Source organism: Streptomyces sp. NPDC055254, assembly GCF_053606025.1.
Map to the genome: position 1 here is coordinate 13,675 of NZ_JBSGQV010000024.1, position 23,619 is coordinate 37,293.

The 23,619-nt window shown below is 71.3% G+C and carries 20 protein-coding genes; 13 read left to right on the top strand and 7 right to left on the bottom strand.

The genetic code is table 11. The features are described from left to right. The first annotated feature begins 597 nt into the window (after positions 1-597). The 6 genes from ACWFQ8_RS21915 to ACWFQ8_RS21940 are packed head-to-tail and all read left to right on the top strand — an operon-like array spanning position 598 to position 10,020. Positions 598-3,072 carry a Z1 domain-containing protein gene (locus ACWFQ8_RS21915; protein WP_453787941.1) on the top strand — a complete coding sequence of 825 codons (2,475 nt, stop codon included), beginning with the start codon at positions 598-600 and terminating at the stop codon, positions 3,070-3,072. Then, on the top strand, positions 3,069-4,094 hold the full coding sequence (locus tag ACWFQ8_RS21920; RefSeq protein WP_453787942.1) for a PD-(D/E)XK motif protein: 1,026 nt from the start codon (positions 3,069-3,071) through the stop codon (positions 4,092-4,094). Before ACWFQ8_RS21915 ends, ACWFQ8_RS21920 begins: the two co-directional genes overlap by 4 nt. Further along, positions 4,091-6,016, top strand: a complete 1,926-nt coding sequence (locus ACWFQ8_RS21925) for a hypothetical protein (RefSeq protein ID WP_453787943.1) — start codon at positions 4,091-4,093, stop codon at positions 6,014-6,016. The genes ACWFQ8_RS21920 and ACWFQ8_RS21925 overlap by 4 nt, the downstream gene beginning before the upstream one ends. After that, positions 6,013-6,912, top strand: a complete 900-nt coding sequence (locus tag ACWFQ8_RS21930) for a hypothetical protein (protein ID WP_453787944.1) — start codon at positions 6,013-6,015, stop codon at positions 6,910-6,912. Before ACWFQ8_RS21925 ends, ACWFQ8_RS21930 begins: the two co-directional genes overlap by 4 nt. Beyond that, positions 6,909-8,657 carry a DUF6339 family protein gene (locus tag ACWFQ8_RS21935; protein WP_453787945.1) on the top strand — a complete coding sequence of 583 codons (1,749 nt, stop codon included), beginning with the start codon at positions 6,909-6,911 and terminating at the stop codon, positions 8,655-8,657. The genes ACWFQ8_RS21930 and ACWFQ8_RS21935 overlap by 4 nt, the downstream gene beginning before the upstream one ends. A gap of 10 nt (positions 8,658-8,667) precedes the next feature. Beyond that, on the top strand, positions 8,668-10,020 hold the full coding sequence (locus ACWFQ8_RS21940) for a DNA cytosine methyltransferase (RefSeq protein WP_453787946.1): 1,353 nt from the start codon (positions 8,668-8,670) through the stop codon (positions 10,018-10,020). Positions 10,021-10,113: 93 nt separating this feature from the next. Here ACWFQ8_RS21940 and ACWFQ8_RS21945 read toward each other — a convergent pair whose 3' ends face one another. Next, positions 10,114-11,295 carry a carboxylate-amine ligase gene (locus ACWFQ8_RS21945; RefSeq protein WP_453787947.1) on the bottom strand — a complete coding sequence of 394 codons (1,182 nt, stop codon included), beginning with the start codon at positions 11,293-11,295 and terminating at the stop codon, positions 10,114-10,116. Between the two features lie 215 nt (positions 11,296-11,510). Between ACWFQ8_RS21945 and ACWFQ8_RS21950 the strand changes: the two genes are divergently transcribed. Then, entirely contained in the window at positions 11,511-12,773 is a 1,263-nt protein-coding gene (locus ACWFQ8_RS21950) for an MFS transporter (RefSeq protein WP_453787948.1), read from the top strand. Positions 12,774-12,815: 42 nt separating this feature from the next. Here the strand turns inward: ACWFQ8_RS21950 and ACWFQ8_RS21955 are convergent, their stop codons facing one another. Beyond that, positions 12,816-14,195 (bottom strand): carboxyl transferase domain-containing protein, encoded by a 1,380-nt coding sequence (locus ACWFQ8_RS21955; protein WP_453787949.1) that lies wholly within the window; start codon positions 14,193-14,195, stop codon positions 12,816-12,818. 29 nt (positions 14,196-14,224) lie between these two features. Next, positions 14,225-15,034 (bottom strand): hypothetical protein, encoded by an 810-nt coding sequence (locus ACWFQ8_RS21960; protein ID WP_453787950.1) that lies wholly within the window; start codon positions 15,032-15,034, stop codon positions 14,225-14,227. Between the two features lie 69 nt (positions 15,035-15,103). Between ACWFQ8_RS21960 and ACWFQ8_RS21965 the strand changes: the two genes are divergently transcribed. Then, on the top strand, positions 15,104-15,544 hold the full coding sequence (locus tag ACWFQ8_RS21965) for an Lrp/AsnC family transcriptional regulator (RefSeq protein ID WP_453787951.1): 441 nt from the start codon (positions 15,104-15,106) through the stop codon (positions 15,542-15,544). Positions 15,545-15,555: 11 nt separating this feature from the next. Here ACWFQ8_RS21965 and ACWFQ8_RS21970 read toward each other — a convergent pair whose 3' ends face one another. Both ACWFQ8_RS21970 and ACWFQ8_RS21975 read right to left on the bottom strand, forming a co-directional pair. Continuing rightward, a complete protein-coding gene (locus ACWFQ8_RS21970) occupies positions 15,556-17,214 on the bottom strand; it encodes a GAF domain-containing protein (protein ID WP_453787952.1) in 1,659 nt (552 codons plus the stop codon). Beyond that, positions 17,211-18,248, bottom strand: coding sequence for a rod shape-determining protein (locus ACWFQ8_RS21975; protein WP_453787953.1), 1,038 nt, complete (start codon positions 18,246-18,248; stop codon positions 17,211-17,213). Before ACWFQ8_RS21975 ends, ACWFQ8_RS21970 begins: the two co-directional genes overlap by 4 nt. 233 nt (positions 18,249-18,481) lie before the next feature. Between ACWFQ8_RS21975 and ACWFQ8_RS21980 the strand changes: the two genes are divergently transcribed. Continuing rightward, on the top strand, positions 18,482-19,276 hold the full coding sequence (locus ACWFQ8_RS21980) for an esterase/lipase family protein (RefSeq protein WP_453787954.1): 795 nt from the start codon (positions 18,482-18,484) through the stop codon (positions 19,274-19,276). Here the strand turns inward: ACWFQ8_RS21980 and ACWFQ8_RS21985 are convergent. Next, positions 19,194-19,817: a hypothetical protein gene (locus ACWFQ8_RS21985; RefSeq protein ID WP_453787955.1), complete on the bottom strand. Its 624-nt coding sequence runs from the start codon at positions 19,815-19,817 to the stop codon at positions 19,194-19,196. The genes ACWFQ8_RS21980 and ACWFQ8_RS21985 overlap by 83 nt on opposite strands. Before the next feature lie 78 nt (positions 19,818-19,895). Here ACWFQ8_RS21985 and ACWFQ8_RS21990 point away from each other — a divergent pair, with 78 nt between their 5' ends. Continuing rightward, positions 19,896-20,636 carry an SCO2400 family protein gene (locus tag ACWFQ8_RS21990; protein WP_453787956.1) on the top strand — a complete coding sequence of 247 codons (741 nt, stop codon included), beginning with the start codon at positions 19,896-19,898 and terminating at the stop codon, positions 20,634-20,636. Between the two features lie 46 nt (positions 20,637-20,682). Here the strand turns inward: ACWFQ8_RS21990 and ACWFQ8_RS21995 are convergent, their stop codons facing one another. Next, positions 20,683-21,105 carry a MarR family winged helix-turn-helix transcriptional regulator gene (locus tag ACWFQ8_RS21995; protein WP_453787957.1) on the bottom strand — a complete coding sequence of 141 codons (423 nt, stop codon included), beginning with the start codon at positions 21,103-21,105 and terminating at the stop codon, positions 20,683-20,685. 90 nt (positions 21,106-21,195) lie between these two features. On the opposite strand from ACWFQ8_RS21995, the gene ACWFQ8_RS22000 reads away from it, so the two are divergent. The 3 genes from ACWFQ8_RS22000 (at position 21,196) to ACWFQ8_RS22010 (ending at position 23,611) form a co-directional block, all read left to right on the top strand. Further along, entirely contained in the window at positions 21,196-22,218 is a 1,023-nt protein-coding gene (locus ACWFQ8_RS22000) for an NADP-dependent oxidoreductase (RefSeq protein WP_453787958.1), read from the top strand. Positions 22,219-22,282: 64 nt separating this feature from the next. Then, positions 22,283-22,705, top strand: a complete 423-nt coding sequence (locus ACWFQ8_RS22005) for an organic hydroperoxide resistance protein (protein ID WP_453787959.1) — start codon at positions 22,283-22,285, stop codon at positions 22,703-22,705. Positions 22,706-22,774: 69 nt separating this feature from the next. Beyond that, entirely contained in the window at positions 22,775-23,611 is an 837-nt protein-coding gene (locus ACWFQ8_RS22010) for an EI24 domain-containing protein (protein WP_453787960.1), read from the top strand. Positions 23,612-23,619 lie beyond the last annotated feature (8 nt).

Consider the following 23,619-nt stretch of genomic DNA (forward strand, 5'->3'; position numbering starts at 1 on the left):
GCGGTGTCCGGCCACGGGCTGGACACCGGGGCTCCCCGAGTCGCCCCGATCGTGTGCCGCACGGGCAACGGGTTCTCGGTGAGAGCAATCAGCGCCAGGAGCCGGATGTCGCCCCCCGACGATCAAGGCGGCCCATCGTAATCCCGTTTTGCTCCCCCCGGGCGGCGGGATTCTCCCGCCCCGGCGAGCCGGCGCGGGGCCCGCGGAGGCATCTCGGTGTCGCGCCCGCGAGCGTGGAGGCTCCGTGGTGGCCGAGGCGCGAATGAGTTGCTCGGAGGTCCGCCCGCCGTGCCGGGGCGGTCTCCCGCGGCCGGACCTCGGTCCGGACGGCTCGTCGTGCTCCCAACTCTGTGTAAAGCCCCGGTTCGCCTAATAGTGTTTGACGTTGCATGAGGGTGTCACGTCGGTGCGCGCTCCTCGGGGCGACGCCTGTCTCGTTCACTGCGCGACCCGCGGAGAGAAGAGAGCCCGAGAGTCCGCCGGCACAGCGAAGAGAGCCGGGGGTGGTCGAATCCTATGACTGAAGAATTCGACATCATGTATGAGACATTTGCCGCGATTTTGGACAACTTTCCGCCGGCTGAGGCGGTAAAGCGCTTGGAGCAGCTGGGTGTGGGGGCGGAGCTCGTGCAGCGGATCCGAGAGCGGCACGAGCAGCAGACGATCCAGATCAAGGAACTCGAAGAACCGCACGCCGTCGTGCTGGACAATCGGGACACCTGGTACACAGGTCCGCGAGCCAAGGACAAGTGCTGGCCCGCCATAGTCGACCTGCTCGTCAAGGACGGTTGGCCGCAGGAACCGGCGATCAACAGCCTCGACGACTCCTCCACGCGGATCGTCTCGCTGCTGAATCACCCGAAGGAAAAGGCGTTCTCCACCCGGGGACTCGTCGTCGGCTATGTGCAGTCGGGCAAGACCACCAACTTCACCTCGGTCATGGCCAAGGCAGCCGATCGCGGCTACAAACTGTTCATCGTTCTGGCCGGGATCCACAACGGCCTTCGCCGGCAGACACAGGCGCGACTGGTGCAGCAGCTCGTGGAGCCGAACCCCTCCATGTGGTCCCAACTCACCGGGCTCGACAGAGACTTCACCCCGCAGGAGAATCCCGCCTCCTACTTCGGCAAGAACAACAAGACACACGTCCTGTGCGTGGTCAAGAAGAACGCCGCGGTCCTGCGCAAGCTCGCCCGGTGGCTCGAGAAGGCCTCGGACTACCTCGGGGACTGCCCGGCCCTGATCATCGACGACGAAGCCGATCAAGCCACGGTGGCTACGAAGTCGATCAACCCGCTCATTCTGCAAATCATGAGCAGTCTGCCGAAGTCGGCCTACGTCGGTTACACGGCCTCCCCCTTCGCGAATCTCCTGATCGACCCGAGTGCCGCGGACCTGTACCCCAAGGACTTCGTCGTCAATCTGCCGAAACCGGCCGGGCACTTCGGCACCGAAGTACTCTTCGGGCGGTACGCACTCGACGGCGAGGACCCGAACCAGGTTGACGACGGCCACGACATGATCCGGTCGGTACCCAAGGACGACATGCCCTGCGTGCGCCCCGCGACCAAGGCGGACGTCGAGGGCTTCGAACCCGTCATCACGGACACGCTGCAGCGGGCGATCGAGTACTTCTGGCTGGTCACGGCTGCGCGTCGGATCCGTGGAACCGGCAATCCGCACAACACCATGCTGATCCACACCAGCGTCAATACCTCGGTCCACAACAGCTTCAAGCTGCCGCTGGAGCACCTCCACGAGCGAGCGGGGAAGTCCCTCACGGACGTCGACTACCTCTCCCGGCTGCGCCTCCTGTGGCACCAGGAGAACGATCGCGTTCCCGCGGAGGACTTCGGCGAGACCCGAGTGCCCTTCGAGGATCTGGTGGGCGAACTGCCCGGGGTCCTCCAGCGGTGCCGGGTGATCATGGACAACTCCAGCAGCGAGGACCGTCTCGACTACGAGAACGGGCCGGTTGTCGCCATCGCCGTGGGCGGCAACACGCTCTCCCGGGGACTCACGCTGGAGGGGCTGTCCGTCAGCTACTTCGTACGGGCCGTCTCGGCGTACGACACGCTGCTCCAGATGGGGCGGTGGTTCGGCTTCCGCAACGGCTATGCGGACCTGCCCCGCATCTGGATGACGGACGAGCTCGCGGAGTGGTTCCGGCACCTGGCCACCGTCGAGACCGAGATGCGTCGTGACATCGACGTCTACATGACCGAGGACGAGAGCCCCCTCACTTTCGCCGTACGCCTGCGCACGCACCCGGCTCTGCGAGTAACGGCGGCCGCCAAGATGCGCGACGCCGTTACAGCCGCCTCCTCCTACGGCGGCAAGCGAGTGCAGACGCACTTCTTCCACACCGGAGCCGAGTGGCTGAGCGGGAACATCAAGGCGGCGCGCACGCTGATCACTACCTCGGTCGAGGCGGCGGTGCGCACGGAAGCCCGCCCTGAGGAAGGCCGCTACGTCTTCCGCGACGTCCCGCACGAGGTCGTCATCGACTTCCTGTCCGCCTACAGGTTCCACGAGAAGTCGCCGGAGAACGACGCCGAACTGATCATCGGATACATCCGCAAGCGCGTCTCGACGGCGGGCTCCCTCGGCCGCTGGAACGTCGCGATCATCGGCAACCCCGTGGGGGACGAGAACTTCGACTTCGCACCCGGCGTCAGAGTCGGGCGCAGCGTTCGCGCACGGCTCGACGTCACCAATCCCGCACCGGACTCCGCCGACATCAAGACGCTCATGAGCCGTCGCGACGCCGCGGTGGACTTGGCGGGGGACACGGGCAAGCTGACCGAGAAGGGCATCATGGACCTGCGCCGGGTCCAGGCCCCCCACACCGGGCTGCTCGTGCTGTATCCGATCGACAAAGTCTCGGAGCCCAGCCCGACGAAGACGCGACGAGCCGCTCTGAACGCCGAGGAGCACGTTATCGGTGTCGGTCTGGTCTTTCCGGCTCCTTGGGGCGGCGACAGCGAGGTCGAGAGGTACATCTCCGCCCAGCTTCCCGACGTGGTGATCGAGGACGAGGACTTCAGCCTGGTCGACGGCGAGGACGCATGAGGGAGGACGAGCTCCGCGGAGTCATAGCGAAACGATGGGCGGGGCTGGAGGCCGAGCAGACCAGCGGTGAACGCCGGCTGCGCGTTTCCCTCCTGCCCGTGTCCGTCGACCACGGCCCCTTGGCCGTCGCCGTGGACCATGAAGGTCACCGCCACTTCCTTGTGCCGATTCCCGCAGGCCGAAAGCTCCGTACAGGCCTCGACGGACCGACGCTGCAGTTGCGCAGGCGGCCCCTGGAGGACGAGAAGAGCTACCAGGTCTACGCCGACCTCGCCTGCCGGCGTGAAGACCTCGGAGACCTGTTCACCGAACTGTGCGTCGACGTGACGGAGGAGGCCAGGGACCTCCCGGAGAACCCGGTGAAGGCGATGTACCGGGTTCTGGACCGGTGGAAGGATCTCTTCCGCCCGCCGGGGACGCCACTGGGACCCGACCGGCTCGCTGGTCTGTTCGGTGAGCTCATCCTGCTCCGTCGGCTGCTGGAACAAGATTCGGGCGCCCACCGCTTGTGGCGGGGTCCTGAGGGTCACCGCCACGACTTCTCGGCGGGGAACACGGCGATCGAGGTGAAGGCGAGTAGCGGCGACGAAGGCCGAAGGCCGCGGATCCACGGGCTCGATCAGCTTGAACCACCGACGGGCGGCACGCTTTCCCTTGCCTGGTTCCGGCTGTGGCGAACGACGGAACCGGGGAGCGGTGTCGGACTGGTCGAGTTGATCGCACAGACGCTCCGTCTGTGCGACGACGAAGCCGCGCTCCTCGAACTGCTGGGCCGGGTGGGATACCGACTCTCCGACACGGAGCGCTACCGCGAGGTGCGCTTCGCGATCACGGAAGAACGCTGGTATCGGGTCGGGCTCGGCTTCCCGGGGCTCACGGGTCGGGCACTCGCCGCGGCGGGAGTACCGATCTCGGTGCAGGACGTGAGCTACACCATCGATCTGTCGGGCGAGACGCCCGCGCCGTTGACTTCCGACGAGGTGTCACGGGCGGTCGACCACATGATTCAGGGGTCCGTGTGAAGCAGCCGCGGTGGTTCTCCCAGCCCTATCCGCCCGAAGGCGCGAGCGCCGCCGAGGGCATTCGCAATCAGCTCGGACGCCCGGAACTGGACCTGCTCACCATTCTGGTGCGCGAGGCTGCCCAAAACAGTTGGGACGCCCGGCTCCCGGCATCCTCGAAGCCCGTCGACTTCCGCATCGACATGTGGACGGTCGGCCCGGCCCACACGGACGCCTGGCGACGGCTCCTGGCTGAGGGCTCGCCTCTCGGCGCAGACAACTTTCCGTTGCGCGAGACCCTGAAACAGGGATCGATCCGAGTTCTCGCGGTTTCCGACCGCGGCACCCGAGGGCTGGGCGGACCGACGCGCGCCGATGCCGCCGTGGGGCCCGACCGCGACTTCGTCTCCTTCATCCGCAACATCGGTGAGCCGCGCGACACGGCTCTGGGCGGCGGCACCTACGGCTTCGGCAAGGGCATTTTCTACCTGCTCTCGCGAGCCGGAACCGTTCTGGTGCACTCGCGGTGCCGGACCTCCGAGGACACCTTTGAGACCCGGCTCATCGGATGCACCCTCTGGAAGAGCTATGTGGGCACGGCCCCGGGCGACGGGCGCCGGTACACAGGACGGCACTGGTGGGGCGATACCTCGGGAGAGGTGGTGGAGCCCCTCGTCGGTCAGGAGGCGGAAGCCGTCGCCCATCGGCTGGGCCTTCCCGCTTTCGCCCCCGAGGAGACCGGAACGACGGTCGCTGTCATCGACCCTCACCTGGACGGTCTCGCATCGACCGAGGCTGCCGGCTACCTGGCCGACTCCCTTGCCTGGCATCTGTGGCCGAAGGCGATCTCCTCGGGTGACGCCGGGCCGGCCATGCGGTTCTCGGTCACCTGCGACGGGGTCGACCATCCGGTGCCGGATCCCCGTGAGACCCGCCCGCTGAATCTGTTCGTCGCGGCCTACGAAGAGATGGTGCACGGCCAGGGGCGTGACCTGGAGTGCAAGAATCCCAAACGACACCTCGGGCGTCTCGGACTGGTCAAGCGGATCATGCCGCCGTTGGAACCCACCCGCGCCTCCCGCATGCTCGACATCGAGGACCTCGTCCACCATGTGTGTCTTATGAGGCCCGCCGAGCTCGTCGTCACCTACATGCCGGGGCCGAAGCCTCCGAGCGAGAACCTCGGCTATGCGGGGGTCTTCCGCGCCGCCGAGTCCATGGACGAGATCTACGCCAAGGCCGAACCACCCACGCACGACGCCTGGAACCCGCAGTCGCTCCAACGCCCCGAGAGCACCTTCGTGCAGACGACCTTCCGACGCATCAGCGAGGCCCTGGACGGACTCCTCAGCCTGGGCGGTGCGGTACGTCCAGGGACGAGTCACGTCGCACTCGGCGCGGCCAGTTCGTTCTTCTCCGGACTGGTGGGAGGGGCCTGGGGGATCGGCGGGGCCACCGCCTACGCGAAGCCCGGCAGCACGGTCACCCGCCACTCCCCGGCAGTCGGCCCGGCAGGCTCGCCATCCCCGGACCGAGCTGTGTCCGGTACCGGTTCGGGCCGGTCCGAAGCCGCGGCCGGGGACCGAGCCCATGGCGTGCCGCGGCGTCGACCGCGTGTGGAATACGTCGGTGAGCCGTACTACGACGATCACGACCACGACGCCGTGCTCGTCCAGGAGTTCCGGCTGCCGACCCCCGGGCCCCAGCGGGTCCGGATCGACCTGGCCGTCGTACTCCCCGGCTCCACGGGCCGCGAGACGGACCCGCCCATCGGGGCCGGCCTGCCCGGACTCATCGGCTGGGAGAACGACGAGGGTCTCCTGTACACGGCCGAAACTTGTGTGATCGAGGGTGGCGATGCGATCTGGCGCGCCCTCGTACGTCCGGCGGCCGACACCATGACCGAGATCGGCATCAAGGTGGAGGCGGTGACAGCCCCGTGACCCGACGCGTCCTTCCCTACCGCATGCCATCGGTGGACGTGGTCGTCGTCGACGACTGGCGACTGGTGACGGAGGACCGCGAGGTGCCCCTCCCCGAGGCGCTGCCGCACTGGGACTATCGAACGGACCTGCACCTGCGCAGGACGGTCACGGTCGACCTCGACCGCGCGCGATCGCAGTGCGGCTTGCCTGCGGGTACGGCGCTCATGGTCTCGGTGGTGTGGACGGCCACCGGGTCCCATCTCAGTGGACCGGCACGGCACGTGCGGCTCACCGAAGGCGGAGTGGTGCCCGTGGCATTCGACGTCCACCTCCGCGGCGCGGATCTGGGCGGCCTTCTCCTGCTCGACACCGTTCTCGTCCTGGCCGACCGGTCGGCGGGAGGCCGTCCCTCGGCGCCCCGCCGGGCCGGGTCCGTGCTGTGGGACGAGCGGACCACCGTGCGCCTCCAGGGCGATGCTCCGCAGTTCCCCATGGCGGTGATCGATTTCGCCCGCACGTCCTTTCCCGACAGCGCCGCCTGGCACCTGCAGATCAGCGGCGGTTTGGAGAGCGCCACAATGGGCTCGCTGCTTCTCCTTGTCAACGAACGCAACACGGTGACCACCACGGCGTTCCGGAACGCGGCGAGTCCTCGCCCGGTCGACCGTGTCGTGCTCTCGGCCGTGTACGCCGACGCAGCACGCGTCATGATCGAACACGCGCTGGGCACCGAAGACTTCACCGAGGACTCCGACTTCCCGGACGGATCGCTCGGCGCCACCCTGCTGAGCCTGTTCGACCGACTGTTCCCCGGACAGACGGTCATCGACATGCGCCTGCGCCAACGACAGTCACCGGCCCTGTTCGCCTCGGATCTTCAGGCGGCGGTCAGAATCTTCGAGGTGTCGTCATGAGCTTCCTCTTCCCCCGGTTGCTTGCCGCGCAGGCCAAACCTCTCTTCGAGGAGTACCGGCAGCTGGCGCTCGCCGATCTGACCGGCCGGGTGTCCGCGACGCACGACTCCGCCGTGTACGTGGCGACCGGTGGCGACCGCGTCCCCGTCGAAAGACTCCTGGAGTTGCGTGCGGGCGTCGTCGAACTTGCGGTCCGGGCCGGGTTCCCCGATCACGCCGACCGCACCGCGAACGCGGACTTCGACCTCCGTCTGGCCGCACTGCTGCACACCGAGACCGGTATGGTGCCGGCGGAGGCCGCCTCGCGGGACGTATGGGCGTTCCTCGCCCTGGTCCTCCTGCCGGACGTCGCGTTCTGGCGCTACCCCGAGCCCCCCAAGGACCGCGTCCTCGGTACGGACCTGACCCGACACGTCTTCGGCCGGTTGTGGTGGAGGGCCCAACTCGTACACGCGCCCGCCGCCCAGGATCCGTACCACGCTCTCGGCATCCTGGGCGAGGCCGCGTTCGACCAGATCTACGCACGGCGGGCCGCCCTCGGCGGCAGCCCCCACCTGGTACGGGCCATCCTGCGCGTCTGGCGCGAGCTCGATCTGAACGGGCTCAATGAGCGCGACTCCCTCCGCGATTTCCTCAAAAGACTCCTTCGACTCGCGCCGTTCGTCGTCTTTGACGGAATCGAGGAGGACGCACTGGACGAGGAGCTGCGCCGGGTCGGCCACGAATCGATCGAAGCACAGCGACATGCTTCCGCACCCGCGGAGGGCGCGAAGGATGCGTCCGTGACGGATGCGCGTCGATTCACCTCGGTGGAGATCTGCGCCGGTTCCGGGGCGCAGGCGCTGGGCCTCGAGCAGGTCGGGTTCGACCCGGTCGTCCTGATCGACAGCAAGGCCGATGCATGCTTCACCATCGACCTCAATCGACCGCACTGGAACGTCATCTGTATGGATATCGCGCATTTTCAGCCAGCCGATCGCCCGGAGGCCATCGGTGTCGATCTGATCAGTGGGGGGCTGCCCCGGGTGAAGTCGTCCGCCTCGGGCCGGCAGGCCCAGGACGGCGAGGAGCGGCAGGCACTCGTGGCCGCGGTCGAGTTGACCGGCGTGATCAGGCCTCGAGCCGTACTCCTGGAGAACCTCCCCGACCTCGTCGAGAGCTCGAGCTTCGCCGCCGACCGTGAGTGGATCGATACCCGATTGCTCAGTCTGGGCTACCGCACCAGTTGGAGGGTCCTGAACGCCTCGGCCTTCGGTGTGCCCCAGAACCGCAGCAGCGGCTTTCTGGTCGCCCTCAGGAGCGAGTACTTCTCTCGCTTCTCCTGGCCGGAGACGAACGGGTCCGCGCCTCCCACCGTGGGTGACGTCCTCGGTCCCTCGATGTCCAGGAACGGTTGGTCGGGAGCTGAACGATGGATCAAGGGAGCCGACCGTATTGCCCCCGCTCTCGTCGGAGGTTCGGATCGCCGGGGCGGAGCCGACCTGGGGCCGACAGGTAGCAAGAATGCGTGGGCCGCGCTCGGTGTGAACGGCACCAGCCTTGGAGATGATCTTCCGGACGTCGGTTTCCCGAGTGACGGTGTCCCGAGACTGACCGTGGAGCAGGCCGCGATGATTCAGGCGATCCCGGAGACGTGGCGCTTCTTCGGAGGCAAGACCTCCCGATACCGGCAGATCGGGCACGCGATGCCTCCCCCCCTGGCGGCCGCCGTAGGAGGTGCGATCGCAGCGGCCCTGCGCGGCTAGGATCACTCCTATGCACGAGCCCCGTCCTCTCGCGTCCGAACCCATCACCGTAGTCGACCTGTTTTCCGGCTGTGGCGGCTTCACCCAGGGGTTTCACGAGTTCCGTCCCGCGGGAACGGAGGAGGGCTGCGGTCCCGTCTTCCACAGCATCGCGGCGGTCGAGCACAACAGGTCAGCCGCCGCTACGTATGCGGCGAACTTCGCGAGCGACCTTGCGGAAGGCGTGGCGCCGGTCCAGGTATACGTGGGCGACATCGAGAACTGGGAGCCGACACCGCAGGCGCTCCGCGCGGACGTGGTGGTCGGCGGCCCCCCGTGCCAGGGCTTCTCGGCATTGAACTGGAAGAAGAAGGGGAGCGAACGGAACCGCCTGTGGGAGGAGTACGTACGAATCGTACGCAAAATCCGCCCCAAGGTCTTCGTCATCGAGAACGTCGACCGCTTCCTGAAATCGGGCGAGTTCATCAATCTGCTCGGTGAGGTCGAAAAGGGCGGATTGCTGGAGGACTATCAGCTTGTCGACCCCCCTGGCTCCAAGCCCGGTGAAACAGCTGATCAGCGGAACAAGCGATACCTCCTGAACGCTGCCGATTACGGCGCTGTTCAGGCGCGCCGACGCGCCATCGTCATCGGTGTGCTGCGGGATGATTCGAACGGGCGGCGAATGACCTATCCGGTCGCTTCGCATGTGAAGCCGCCCAGGCGTGGTAAGGACGATTTCGCGCAGACGCTCGACGGGACCGAACCCGGGGTGGCGAAGTGGCTGCCCGTGGACAGTGTTTTCGAGGAATCCTCCCGGCTTCCGCTGAACGGAACCGAATTGCCGGACCGGAAGCAGCGCATCAGCACGGGGCACGGCGAGGTCCTCGAGGCGGTCGAGACGAAGGATCTGCACTTCGGTCGCAATCCGGTACCTCTCTCGATAGCCCGCTACCACGCCATTCCGCCGGGTGGGAACCGCATGCACCTACGGAACAAGTGGTACACGACGAGCGAGTCCGGAGACCGCGTCTTCTTCGACGTTCCCGACCCCGTTGGCGTGACGACGCCGGTCGCGTACCTGTCGACGCCGAGCTGGGACAGGCACGACAGTGGCACCGGGGACGTGATGGGGCGTCTTCGTGAGGGGGAGCCTTCGGTCACCATCCGGACCGAGTTCTTCAAACCCGAGAAGGGGCGCTACCTCCATCCGAAGGAGCCGCGTCCCATCACCCACTACGAGGCCGCGCGCATCCAGGGTTTCCCGGTCGACTTCCGCTGGTGCGGGACGAAGAACGAGATCGCCACCCAGATCGGCAACGCCGTGCCCATCCCACTCGGGAAGGCCATCGCGTCGGCCATCCACGCCTACCTCCGGGGCTAGCCTCCGCGCCCCGGCGCGGGCCGCAGGTGCGGGAGCGGTGGCACCTGCGGCTTCGGGGTGGGGCGGGGTCGGGGTTGCGGGTGGCCGCCGCCGTCAGAAGTTCTCCGTTTCGTCCGCGAGGTGGCGCAGTACGTCCGTCAGGTCCTGGCGCCGCGCGAAGGCCGCGCGTTGGCGGTGCGCTCCCGAGCCGTCGCGCAGCAGGTCGGCCATGGTCTTCGCGGCGTGGTCGAGGTCGCCGGTGGCGGCCAGTTCTGGTGCGATCAGCTCCAGCAGAGCCTCCGCGAGGTCGGCCGCCGGGACCTCGGCCCCCGTGTACGGATCGAGTCCGAACCCCTCCAGTCCGTCGTGGGCCGCCCGCCAGCGGGCCAAGTGCAGTACGTCGTCCCGTACGACCGGCTCGGGCCGCCGCTCCGCGATATCCCGCAGGGCCGTGGCCACGAGGGCGCGGGCCAGCTCGGCCTGGAGGACGGCCGTGTCGAGGTCGGGGGACATGTCGGGCGCCCGGATCTCCAAGGTCGGCCAGTTCCCGGAGGGGCGCAGGTCCCAATAGACCATCTTGGTGTCCAGGGCCGCCCCCGAGCCCAGCAGGGTCTGCACCGAGCGACGGAAGTGGGCCGTGGACGTGAAGTGCGGAGGCGGCCCCGCCGAGGGCCAGCCCGACCAGGCCATCGCCCGCCAGCTGGCGTGCCCGGTGTCGCGGCCGCCCCAGAAGGGCGAGTTGGCGGCCAGTGCGATCAGGGTCGGCAGCCACGGCCGGACCCGGTTGGACACCGCCACCGCCGTGTCCACGTCGAGCGTGCCGATGTGGATGTGGCGGCCGCAGCTGACCAGGGTGTCGGTGAGAGCGCCGAAGCGGCGGTGCTGCTCCCGCTGGCGCGGTTCGTCGTCGGTCAGGTGCAGCGGCCCCTCCACGGCCACCACCGGCGAGGGCGCGGCCAGCAGCCGGCAGCCGTGCGCGCGCGCCGCCCGGCCGAGCGTCCGCCGTAGCGCGGCGAGCTCCTCGCGCAGGGCGGCCGCGGAATGGGCGATCGGGGTGGACAGCTCCACCTGGTAGCGCGTGCCCTCCGGGTGCAGCTCGCCCGGCAGTCCGCCGGCCGTGGCGAGGACGAGCGGGGCAGCCGGGACCACCCGGAAGGTGCGGGCGTCGACGAGCAGGAACTCTTCCTCGACTCCGACGGTGAGGGGGCCCGTGGGTCCGACGGTGAGGGGGACCGTGGTGCGCACCGTGTCGTGCGTCGTTCCGGTGCTCGTGGTGCTGTTGCCAGGTTCGATCACTACGCCTCCCTGGACATACGAGTCTTTTCATCATGAGCTGAACACCAGGCCGGGAGCGCACGCCGATTCAGTCAAATGTCCAGTGATAGTGGCGAGTTACCGGCAAGGACCGGCCGGTGCTGGGAGCCGGGGGCCGCGAGGGGCGACTGTTGCGGATGTGTGAAAGACGCAACGATCCTCTGGAGGCGTCGGCGCTCCGGTGGTTACCATCCGCCGTGACCGGTACGTCCTCTCCTCCCCGACCCCGACGGCGCGTCTTCGCCGACCTCACCCCGCTGCGCACGTCCCCGGACTACCGGCGGCTGTGGATCGGCGGCACCATTTCCTGGGTCGGCCAGGCGATGACCGCGCTCGCGGTCTCCCTCCAGGTCTACGACATCACCGGGTCCAGCTTCTCCGTCGGACTCGTCGGGCTCTTCTCCCTCGTCCCGCTGGTCGCCTTCGGGCTCTTCGGCGGGGCCGTCGCGGACACCGTGGACCGCCGCAAGCTCGGCCTGCACAGCTCCCTCGGCGCCGCCGCCCTGTCGATCGCACTCGCCGCGGCCGCGCTGCTCGACTACCACCGGGTCTGGTTCCTGTACGCCGTCGTTGCGCTCCAGGCGGTCTGCGGGGCGCTCAGCGGACCGGCCCGCTCCGCCATGATCCCGAGGCTGCTGCCGGCCGCGCAGCTGCCCGCGGCCAATGCCCTGAACTCCGTCACCATGACCTCCGGGACGATGGCCGGTCCCATGCTGGGCGGGGTGATCGTCGGTTGGTGGGGGTACCAGGCGGCGTACCTGATCGACGCCGTGACCTTCTGCGCCGCCCTGTACGCGATGTGGCGGCTGCCGTCGATGAAGCCGGACCGCGCCGAGGGGGCGCGCGGACGGGCTTCCGTCCTCGACGGGTTGCGCTTCCTCGGGACCCGGCCCAACATCCGGATGACCTTCTTCTCCGACCTGGCCGCCATGGTGCTGGCGCAACCCAAGGCGCTCTTCCCGGCCATTGCCGTGCTCTGGTACGGCGGCGACGCCAGGACCGTGGGCCTGCTCGTGGCGGCGCCCGCGCTAGGGGCGCTGCTGGGCGGGCTGTTCTCCGGCTGGCAGGGCCGCATCCGCCGGCACGGGCTGGCGATCCTGCTGGCCGTCGCCGCGTGGGGGCTGGCCATCGCGGTCTTCGGCCTCACCCGCAACCTCTGGCTCGGGCTGCTCTTCCTGGCCTTGGCCGGGTGGGCGGACACCGTCTCGATGGTGTTCCGCAGCACCATGCTCCAGGCCGCGACCCCGGACGAGATGCGGGGGCGCCTCCAGGGCGTCTTCATCGTGGTCGTCGCCGGCGGTCCGCGGCTCGGTGACTTCCTCGCGGGGAGCGCCGCCGACCTGATCTCGCCGACCGCGGCCATCACGGGGGGCGGGCTGGGCTGCGTGCTGGTCGTGGGCCTGCTGGCGCTCCGCTGGCGGGGCTTCGCGCGGTACGACGCCAGGTCGCCGCAGGCCTAGACTCCTTCGGATCTTGCCCGACCCGCGCCGTCGTACCGTGCCTCAACCCCCGGGAGGGGAATGCGGGCCCGGGGGCCGGGATCCGGCGGGGTCGACGATGCCGCGGGCCACGCCCAGGGCCACCAGGTCCTGGGGGCGGATGCGGAGCTGGTCCGCCGTGTCCGCGGCGGCTTCCGGAGGGCGCTTGAGGATGGCCGCGGCCAGCTCGGGGGCGATCACCGAGAAGTAGCTGTCCGGCGTGACCCAGGTGTTACCCGGCGCGGCCAGCGCGAGGGCGCCGCCGGAGCCGCCCTCGCCTATCAGGAGCGTGGTGACGGGGACGGCCGCGGCGGCCAGCGCCGCGAACGTGTCCGCGATGGCCGCGCCGGCGCCCGCGTGCTCGGCGGCGGCGTCGTTGGCCGCGCCCGGGGTGTCCACCAGGGTGAGGACGGGGATGCCGAGCCGGTCGGCGAGGCGTACGAGGCGGGTGGCCGTGCGGTAGCCCGCCGGGCGGGTGGCGGTGCCGCACTGGGCGGCGTACGCCACGGCGGCGCCCTCCCGCAGGCCGAAGCCGCACAGCATCCCGGGGTCGGTGCCGCCCGCCCGGTCCCCCGAGAGGGGCAGCCGGAGGGCGAAGTACGCGTCCAGGTACGCCTCGGCGCGCGGCCGCCGGGGGTCGCGGGCCTGGCGCACCGCGTCCCAGCCGGTGGCCGGCGGCGGTACGTCGGCCAGCGCGGCCGGGGGCGCGACGGGACCGCCGGGGCGCGGGGCGGTCAGGACGCGGAGCCAGTCGGCGAGGGTCCCGGCGAGCTCCTCCGGGGGGACCACGGCGTCCACGTGACCGGCGGCGTACTGGCCCTCCGCGGTGTACGCCGAGGGGTCCGCGTCCGCCGGGCGCACCCGGGACCCCGCGAAGCCGACCTGGGCGCCGGGGAGCGCGAGGACGATGTCCGCACCGGCGCCGAGGGTGGCCCAACCGCCGCCGGTGGTGGGGTCGCGCAGGACGGCGAGCTGGGGGAGCCCGGCGGCGCGGGTGAGGACCGACTGGTGGGCCACGCGCTGGAGCTGGGTCAGCGCGAGCATGCCCTCCTGCATGCGGGAGCCGCCGGTCGCGACGAGGGAGACGAGGGGGAGGCGGTGCTCGCGGGCGTGGGTGTAGGCGGCTTCGACCCGGTCGCCGGTGTGTTGGCCGAGCGAGCCACCGAGGAAGCCGAACTCGAAGGAGACGACGGTGGCTTCGCGGCCGCCGATGCGGGCGGTGCCGGTGACGACGGACTCCTGCTCGCCCGTGTGCGCGGCGGCGCGGGCGCGGGAGGCGTCGTAGCCGGTCCAGCCGAGCGGGCCGTCGGGCGCCGACGGGCGCTCGGGGGGCGGGAGTTCGACGAAGCTGCCGGGGTCGGACACGGAGGCGATGGCCGCGCGGGCCGAGGGGCGGGTCGTCATCACGGGGCCACCTTAGGGGGCGGGGCCGGTCAGGGGAGGGGGAGGGCGATCTTGAGGGCGTAGGCGGCGACGAGGCCGTAACCCAGGCGGTACGTCCAGAGGCGGGTGGTGTCGGAGATCCTGCGGCCGGCGAGGGAGCCGAGTACGACGAGGGCCTGCTGCCAGAGGAGTGAGGCGACGCCGACGCCGGTCAGGAAGGCGGCCCCGGCCGCGCCCGCGCGGAGGGTGGCGCCCTGGGCGGTGGTGAGGGCGGCGAAGTAGAGGGCGGTGGTGGGGTTGAGGGCGGTGAGGCCGACGTACCGGGCGAATGCCGTGGCCGGGCCGGCGCCGTTCGGGGTGGCGGGCATCCTTTCGGGGCTCCGCGCGTCGGTTCCCGGTGGGGCCGGGTGGGTCGGTGCGGCCGAGGGATCGGGGCTCCGTCCCGGGCCCCGCGCCTCGAACGCCGGCGGGGCTGGAGGTGTCCCGGGTGGGGTCGGGTGTGTTCCCGGCGGGGCTGCGTGTGTCCCTGGTGGGGCCGGAAGGGTTCGCGGACGGGGGGAGGGGTTGTTCGGGGGCGGGGTGTGGAGGCCGTGGGCGGCGATGGTCAGGAGGATCGCCGCCGAGGCGAGGCGGACCCAGGCCTCGACCGGGGAGACGTGGGAGGCGACCCAGGGGCCCAGCGCGGTGGCCAGGGCCGCGTAGCCGAGGTCCACCACGGCGATGCCCGCCGCCGCGGCCGTCGCGGTCCGGCGGTGCCGCATCGCCTCCTGGAGCAGCAGCACGCTCATCGCACCCATCGGCATCGCCACGCCCAGGCCCGCGACCGCGCCCGCCAGGGCCGGCGTCATCAGTTCGTCCATGCGGCGAGCGTCGGCCCCCGCGGCCGCCGGACGGGCGCGGATATCGGCCGCGGCTGCGAGAATCGCGGCATGGACCGCCTCGACAGGGAGATCCTCGGCATCCTCCAGCAGGATGCGCGGATCTCGTACCGGGACCTCGGCGTCCGTGTCGGCCTCAGTGCCAACGCCACGGCCGACCGGGTGCGCCGGATGCGCCGGGACGGGGTGATCCGCGCGTTCACCGTCGTGGTGGATCCGGCCGCCGACACCGCCGGCGGGCTCGTCGTGTTCATCGACGTCACGCTGCGCCAGGACACCACCAACGAGGAGTTCGAGCGGCAGGTGGCCAAGCTGCCCGGCATCACCGAGGTGGTGCACGTCACCGGTGGGCACGACTACCTCGTACGGGCCCGGGCCGCCGACCCCGCCGCGCTCGACGGGCTGCTGCGGCGGTTGAAGCGGGAGGCCGGGGTGGCCCAGTCCCACACCCGGATCGCCCTGCGGGCCGCCACCCGGCCGGGACAGCCGTAAGGGTCGGCGGACTACAGCGTCGATTCCCAGGTCGCCGTCGTGCCCCGGGTCCCCGCTTCCGTGCGGCCGTCGTCCGTGACGGCCAGCCGGACCCGCGACGGGTCCGCGTCGACCCGCACCTCGATGGAGGTGACCCCGCTGCGCCGGTGCGCCGCCGCCAGGGCGCCGCGCAGGGCCGACACCAGGTCTCCCGCCACCGGCTCCGGAAGCAGCGCGTCCACCGCGCCCGAGAAGTGGACCGACGGCTGGAAGCCCAGCAGGACCGCCGCCCCGCCCGTCTCGCGCAGGACCCGCCCGCGGAGGGTCGTCGGGGCGTCGGTCGGCGGCTGCTGGAGGGCGACGATGGCGGTGCGGACCTCCTGGATCGTGGAGTCCAGCTCGTCCACGGCGCGGCCGAGCTCCTCGCCCACGGTGTCTCCCGCCGGTGCGGCCGAGGACCGGCGCCGGGTGCTCTCCAGCATCATCTCCGTCGCGAACAGCCGCTGCACCACGAGGTCGTGCAGGTCCCGCGCGATCCGGTCGCGGTCCTCGTAGACGGCCAGTTGCTCCCGGTCGTGCTGCGCGTCGGCCAGGACGAGCGCCAGCGCCGCCTGGGAGGCGAACTGCGAGGCCAGCAGCCGGTCCACCGCGTCGTACGGGCGTCCGTCCCGGACCCGCGGCAGGGCCAGGGTGCCGATCAGCCGGCCGCCGCTCTGGAGCGGGAGCATCATGCTGGGGCCGAACCGCTCGCGCACGTGCGTGGTCATCCGCGGGTCGGTCGCAGAGTCCTCTATGAAGACGGACTCACCGCCGAGCAGTTGCTCCAGTACCGCGGAGCCGGGGGCGATCGCCGTTCCTACCAGGTCCCCGGGGTCCCCCTGCGTGGACGCGGCGACGATCTCCATGCCCCCCTGCGGGGTCGGTTGGAGCACCACGCCGGCGGCCGCGTCGGCCAGGATCCGGGCCCGTTCGGCCACGCACATCAGGGCGTCCGCCGCCGGGCGGCCGGCCAGCAGGGTCGTGGTCACGGCGGCGGCGCCCTCGATCCAGCGCTCCCGGCGACGCGCGGTCTCGTACAGCCGGGCGTTGCCGATCGCTGCGCCCGCCTGCGAGGCCAGTACGCGCACCAGCGCCAGGTCCCCGTCCGTGAAGGGGCCGCCGCCCCGCTTCCCGGTGAGGTGGAGGTTGCCGAACACCTGCGTGTGCACCCGGACGGGGACGCCGAGGAAGCCGCGCATCGGCGGGTGGCCCGGCGGGAAGCCGGTCGCGCCGGGGTGCTGGGCGAGGTCCTCCGGCAGGAGCGGGCGCGGGTCGGTGATCAGGGACCCGGGCGGGCCGGCGCGCCCGTCGGGCAGCCGGGGGACCGCGGCCCGCTCGGCCTCGGTCATCCCGGTGGTGAACAGCTCGGTCGGCCGGGCGCGCTCGGGGTCGATGACCCCGAGCGCTCCGTAGCGCGCCGAGCAGAGCTCGGCCGCCGAGTCCACGATGTGCTGGAGGGTGGCGTGCAGCTCCAGTTCGGAGCCGATGCAGAGGACCGCCTCCAGCAGTGCCGGGAGGCCGCCCGGCTCCTCGTCGTCGAACCAGGCCGCGGCTCCCGCCCCGGCTCCCGCTCCGGCCTCGGCCCCGACCCCGGTTCCGGCTTCGTTCCCGAGCGCCGGGCCGGGCTCCCGCTCCGGTTCGGACCGGGTCATTCGGTCAGCGGGTTGAGAACCATCGGGGCGATCTTCCCTTCGAGCATCGCGCCGAGACCGAGGACGGCGCACACGTCGGGCCGTTCCGCGATGGCGACGGGCATTCCGGTGGCGTCGCGCAGCATCTGGTCCAGGCCGGGCAGCAGGGCGCTGCCGCCCACCATCATGATCCCCCGGTCCGTCAGGTCCGCGACCAGGTCCGGCGGGCAGTCGCGCAGCACCTTGCCGATGCCGTCGAGGACGGCGGTCAGCGGGGTGTGGATGGCGTCCCGGACGGCCGCCGTGTCCACGTGGACGGAGCGGGCCAGGCCGGTGGCGACGTCGCGGCCGTGGATCAGGGTGGAGGCCGGCCCCTCCGCGGTGATGCCGTTGCCGTGCAGGGCCAGTTGGAGCGGCCGGACGGCCTGGCTGGGCAGCATCAGCTCGTGGGCGTGGCGCAGGTGCTGGACGACGGCGTGGTCGATGGCCTCGCCGCCGACCGGGATCCGCTGGGCGGTGACGATCGATCCGAGCGAGAGGACGGCCACTTGGGTGGCCGCCGCCCCGCACACCATGATCATCGTCGCGGTCGGCTGCTCCACGGGCAGTCCGCAGCCGACGGCCGCCGCGATCAGGGTGTCGACCAGTTCGACCCGGCGGGCGCCGAGGCCGACGAGGGTCTCGACGGTCGCGCGCTGGGCCAGCGGGTCCGCGTCGTGCGGGGTGCAGGCGGCGGCGCGCAGCCGGGGCTTGCGGCGCAGGGCGCGCCGCAGCTTCTCGCCGAGCAGGTGACGCAGCATCCGCTGGGCCATCTCGATGTCGACGACGGTGCCGCCGGAGACGGGGCGTACGACCCGGATGTAGTCGGGCGTGCGGCCGGTCATCCGCTCGGCGAAGGTCCCGACGGCGATGAGCGCGCCGGTCCGTGTGTTCACCGCCGCCACGCTGGGCTCGTCGACCACCAGGCCGGCGCCCTTGACGTACACGCGGGTCCGGGCGGCCCCCAGGTCGACGGCGACGTGGCAGCGACGCAACTGCTCAAGACTGACGGTCACGGCAGATCCTCCCGAGAGCGCTGACGCAAGAAGACCGGCGGAATGCCGGTTGCTTTTCGTATCTTCTCGGGCGTTTCGCGCTCGGCGCCCGTTCTGATGCTCCGGCCGGGGGGTGCCGCAGCGGCCCGCCCCGGGTGTGTCGCGGCTGCATGGGGGTGGATTTCTGTACCGACAGGCAGCACCATGCCCGCACCGCACGCGCTACTCGCGCGTAACAAGGTAAAGGGGGCCCGATGCTGACGACCCGCCAGAGAACGCCGGTATTCGTGACGCTCTGCCTGGCGCTGTGCGCGGCCCTCCCGGCCCGGGCGGCCGAACAGGTTCCCTCGCGCGTCCCTGACCAGGCACCACCGCGCCGTCCGGTGGTCTTCGTACACGGCTACAACGCCGACCCCGGGGTCTGGAGAGGCCTGCGCGAGGACCTGCGCGCCGCGGGGTACGCCGACTCCGAGCTCTTCGCCTGGGGCTACGACACCCACCGGTCGGTCAACGAGGTCCTCGCCGGGCAGCTCGCCGGGTACGTGGATGAGGTCCGCCGGCAGACCGGCGCCCCCCGGGTCGACGTCGTCGCGCACTCCTTCGGCTCGCTGGTGAGCCGCTGGTACGTGAAGTTCGGCGGCGGCGCGGCGGCCGTCGACCACTGGGTCTCGCTCGCCGGGCCCAACCGGGGCACCTCCACGGCGTGGGCCTGCGCCCTGTGGGACCAGGCGTGCCGGGACATGACCCCCGGTTCGTACGTGGTGAAGAACCTGAACGGCGGGGACGAAACCCCCGGCGCGGTGAAGTACGCGACCTTCTGGTCGGACTGCGACGAGGTGATCAACCCGGACGACAGCGTGCCGCTGACCGGTGCGGCCAACACGCCGGTCGGCTGCCTGAAGCACAACGACCTGCTCGGCGACGACGCCACCTCGGCCGGGGTGCGGGCCTTCCTCGCCTCTTGGGCTAGGGAGCGGGGGCGCCGGGCAGGGCCTCCGCCGCCGGGTCCGCCTGCGCGATCGCGACCCGCTGGAGCAGGCCGTACGTGAACTCCGCGACGCAGGCCCGCCCCCGCGCCGTGAACGCGAGGCGCCAGCGTGTCGGTGCGGTGCCCTCCATCGGGCGCACCGGGGCGAAGGCCCGCGCCACCTCGTCCACCGTCGCCGACCAGGGCGCCAGGTCCGCCGGCGACTCCAGCACGGGCCCCGGGGCGCCCGGGGCCCGTACCAGCCACTCGTTCCACACCGCCCCGTCCGGCGCGGCGAGCACCTCGAAGCACAGGTCCGGCCAGAGCGGCACGGGCCAGGACAGCGCCTCGCACTCCAGGTCGCCGATCCTGCGTCGCTCGGTGGCCTGCGGCGGGCCGAGCACCGAACGGTAGCGGGCCAGGGCGCCGCGCGACCGGGGCGAGCGCACCATGGCCTGCCAGCGCTTGTTGGCCTCCCGCTGCTCCGCGAGGGAGGCACCCAGGCGGTGCCGGGCCTCGTCGGCGAGGGCCGGCTGGAAATCGGCCATCCGCCGCAGCAGTACCAGCTGGAAGGAGGCCGGTCCGAAGGGGCCCGGGGCACCGGGCGGCGGCTTCGCTGTCATGGACTCCACCATTCCACACAGGATCCTTACGTTCCCGGGATACGGATGTTGCCGGGGACCACGTAGCCTGCGGGCGCCATGAACTACTGCCCCGCCTGCCGGAGGCACCTCAACGGCGCGCTCGCGTGCGCCGGGTGCGGAACCCCGGCCGAGTACCTGATCCCCGTCGCGCCCGCCGGGCCGGACGCCGCGCCGGCGGCGCCGGCGGGCGGGCACGCGCCGCAGTCCACGCTCGCCGACGTGTACGCCGACTCGCTCGTCGTGCTGTCGGTGCCGGACGAGCGCCGGGCCGGTGCGCGCCGCCGGTCCTCGCGGCGCAGACGCCGCCGGACCGTGCTGGCCGTGGGGCTCGGGCTGCTGCTCGCGACCGGGGGATCCCTGGCCGCGGCGCGGATCGCCACCGACGGGGAGCGCTCCGACCGGGCCGCCGAGGTGGAGCTGACCGACGACGCGGGTCCGCAGCAACCGGCCCCGCTGCCGGAGGCGTCGACACCGGCCGCGCCGCCGGCCGTGCCGCCCGCGAAGACCACCGGGACCACCAGGGCCACCGAAGTCGGTACGAGGACACCCGGGCCCGGAGCCTCCGCCAGTGGTACGGCGCCGCCCGGACCGCGGCCGTCGGACCCCGCCCCCGTCAGCTCGGGGCCGGCGCCGAGCGCCTCGGACAGGGGGCCGTCCGGCAAGCCCACGAAGTCGGGGAAGCCCACGCCGGGCCCGTCCGGGAGCGCGACGGCGACCCAGCCGGCCCCCGTGCCGTCCCCGACGTCGACCCCCGCCCCGCCGAAGCCGCCGTGTCAGTGGTGGAACATCTTCTGCTGACCCCGAGGACCCGCCCGCCCGGATCCGCCCGCCCGGATCGCCGGGCTCAGCCCAGCATCCGACGGAGCAGGTCCCGCAGGACCGCGCGCTCGGCCGGGGACAGCCCCGCCAGCGGCTCGCGCGCGAAGTCCAGCGACTCGCGCAGCCGGTCCGCGGTCAGCAGGCCCTCCTCGGTGGGGGCGGCCAGCTTGACCCGGCGGTCGGCGGGGTCCGGGCGGCGCTCCACGAGGCCCCGGCTCTCCAGCCGGTCGACGATGCCGGTCACGTTCGACGGCTCGCAGCGCAGCTTGTGCGCGATCCGGCGCATCGGCAGCGGCTCCAGCGCCAGCAGGTTCAGCACCCGGGCCTGGGCGCCGGTCAGCCGGTGGCTGGCGGCCGCGTGCTCGTACTCCAGGTGGTAGCGGGACACGACGTCGCCGATGAGCTCGACGACCTCAAGGGTCACTGGGTCTGCGCGACGACTGGGCATGGCCTCAGTCTACCCATTTGCTTGACAACATGAAATATCCAGGCGCATGGTTGTTTCACGTTGTGAAGCATCTTCCCCCAGGAGCCCCGCATGTCTCAGATCCCCGCCGTCAGCCGCGAGTGGCACCTCGTCCGCCGTCCGCAGGGATGGCCCGTCGCCGAGGACTTCGCCCTGCGCGAGGTGCCGGTGTCCGCCGAGCCCGCCGCCGGTCGCATCCTGGTGCGCAACCTCCACATGTCCGTGGACCCGTACATGCGCGGCCGGATGAACGACGTGAAGTCCTACGTCCCGCCGTTCCGTCTGGACGAGCCGATGCAGGGCGGCGCCGTCGGCGAGGTCGTCGCCTCCGCCGACGAGCGCTTCGCGGTCGGCGACCACGTCCTGCACCACCTGGGCTGGCGCGAGTACGCCGATCTGGACGCCAAGCACGCCACCGAGGTCGATGGCGACCTCGCCCCGCTCTCCGCCTACCTCGGCGTGCTCGGCATGCCGGGCCTGACCGCCTACGCCGGGCTCTTCGAGGTCGCCTCCTTCAAGGAGGGCGACGCCGTCTTCGTCTCGGGCGCGGCCGGTGCGGTCGGCAGCCTCGTGGGCCAGTTCGCGAAGATCAAGGGCGCGTCCCGGGTGATCGGCTCCGCCGGCTCGGACGAGAAGGTGACGCTCCTCACGGAGAAGTACGGCTTCGACGCCGCCTTCAACTACAAGAACGGCCCCGTCGGCGAGCAGCTGAAGGCGGCCGCCACCGAGGGCATCGACGTCTACTTCGACAACGTCGGCGGGGACCACCTGGAAGCGGCCATCTCCTCCCTGAACGTGCACGGCCGCGCCACGCTCTGCGGCGCGATCGCCCAGTACAACGCCACCGAGCCCACCCCCGGCCCGCGCAACCTGGCCCTCGTCATCGGCAAGCGGCTGCGCCTGCAGGGCGTCCTGGTGGGGGACCACGCCGGACTCCAGCCGCAGTTCGTCGCGGACGTGGCCGGTTGGCTGCGGTCCGGTGAGCTCCGGTACGACGAGACGGTCGTCGAGGGCGTCGAGAACGCGACGTCCGCGTTCCTCGGCATGCTGCGCGGCGAGAACACCGGAAAGATGATCGTTTCCTTCACCGGTTAGGCTCTGGGCACACCGTCGTGACCGTGGGCGCGAGTCGCGGCGATTACCAGGAGGATCGTCTTACATGTCCATCCAGCAGTCCGACGTCGCGTACACCGCCGTGGCCACCGCCGAGAACGGCCGTGACGGCCGCGTCGCCACCCACGACGGCAAGCTCGACGTCGTCGTGAACCCGCCGAAGGAGCTCGGTGGCAGCGGCGAGGGCACCAATCCGGAGCAGCTGTTCGCCGCCGGGTACAGCGCCTGCTTCCAGGGTGCGCTCGGTGTCGTCGCCCGCAACGAGAACGCCGACGTCTCCGGCTCCACCGTCACGGCCGAGGTCGGCATCGGCAAGAACGACGACGGCTTCGGCCTCTTCGTGAAGATCTCCGCGGTCATCCCGAACGTGGACGCCGCCACCGCCCAGGACCTCCTGGAGAAGGCCCACCAGATCTGCCCGTACTCCAAGGCGACCCGCGGCAACATCACCGTCGAGCTCGCCGTCTGATCAGGCGCCCGCTCGCAGGAGGCCGCACCCCCCTTCGGAGGGTGCGGCCTTCGCCGTAAACTGATCCCCATGCGTGATCTTGCGGGGGGTTTCCGGTATCTGCTGGCCGGACAGCGATGGGTGTTCGGGCACGGTCGGTGGTTCGGCTTCGGGCTGCTGCCCGGGCTGGTGTCGCTCGTCCTCTACGCGGGCGCGCTGGTCGCGCTCTTCTACGGGGCCGACGACCTGACCGCCTGGGCGACCCCGTTCGCCGACGACTGGTCCTCGCCGTGGCAGGACCTCTTCCGCGGCTTCCTGACCGCCCTGCTCATCTGCCTCGGGCTGTTCGTCTCCGTGATCACCTTCACCGCGGTGACCCTGCTCGTCGGCCAGCCGTTCTACGAGTCCCTCTCGGAGCAGGTCGACCGCAGCGAGGGCGGCGACGCCCCCGAGTCGGGGCTCCCGCTCTGGCGGGAGCTGTGGGTCTCGGCGCGCGACAGCCTGAGGATCCTCGGCCGGGTTCTCCTGTACGGGATGCTGCTCTTCGCCCTCGGCTTCGTGCCGGTGATCGGGCAGACCGTGGTCCCGTTCCTCGGTTTCTGCGTGTCCGGGTACTTCCTGACCCAGGAGCTCACCGCCGTCGCCCTCCAGCGCCGCAAGATCGAACTGCCCGAGCGGCTGGTGCTGCTGCGCTCGCGGCGGATGCTCGTGCTCGGTTTCGGCGTGCCGCTCGTGCTCGCGTTCCTGGTGCCGGTGGTCGCCGTGTTCCTGATGCCGGGCGCCGTGGCGGGGGCCACGCTGATGGCGCGTGACCTGACCGGCGCCCGCGACCCGCGTGAGCTCCCGGAGCCCGGGACTCAGGTCCCGGCCCCCGCGCCGGGCTTCGGTCCGCCGCCGCCGGGCTACGGCCCCCCGGCCGGCCACTGACGCGGGGG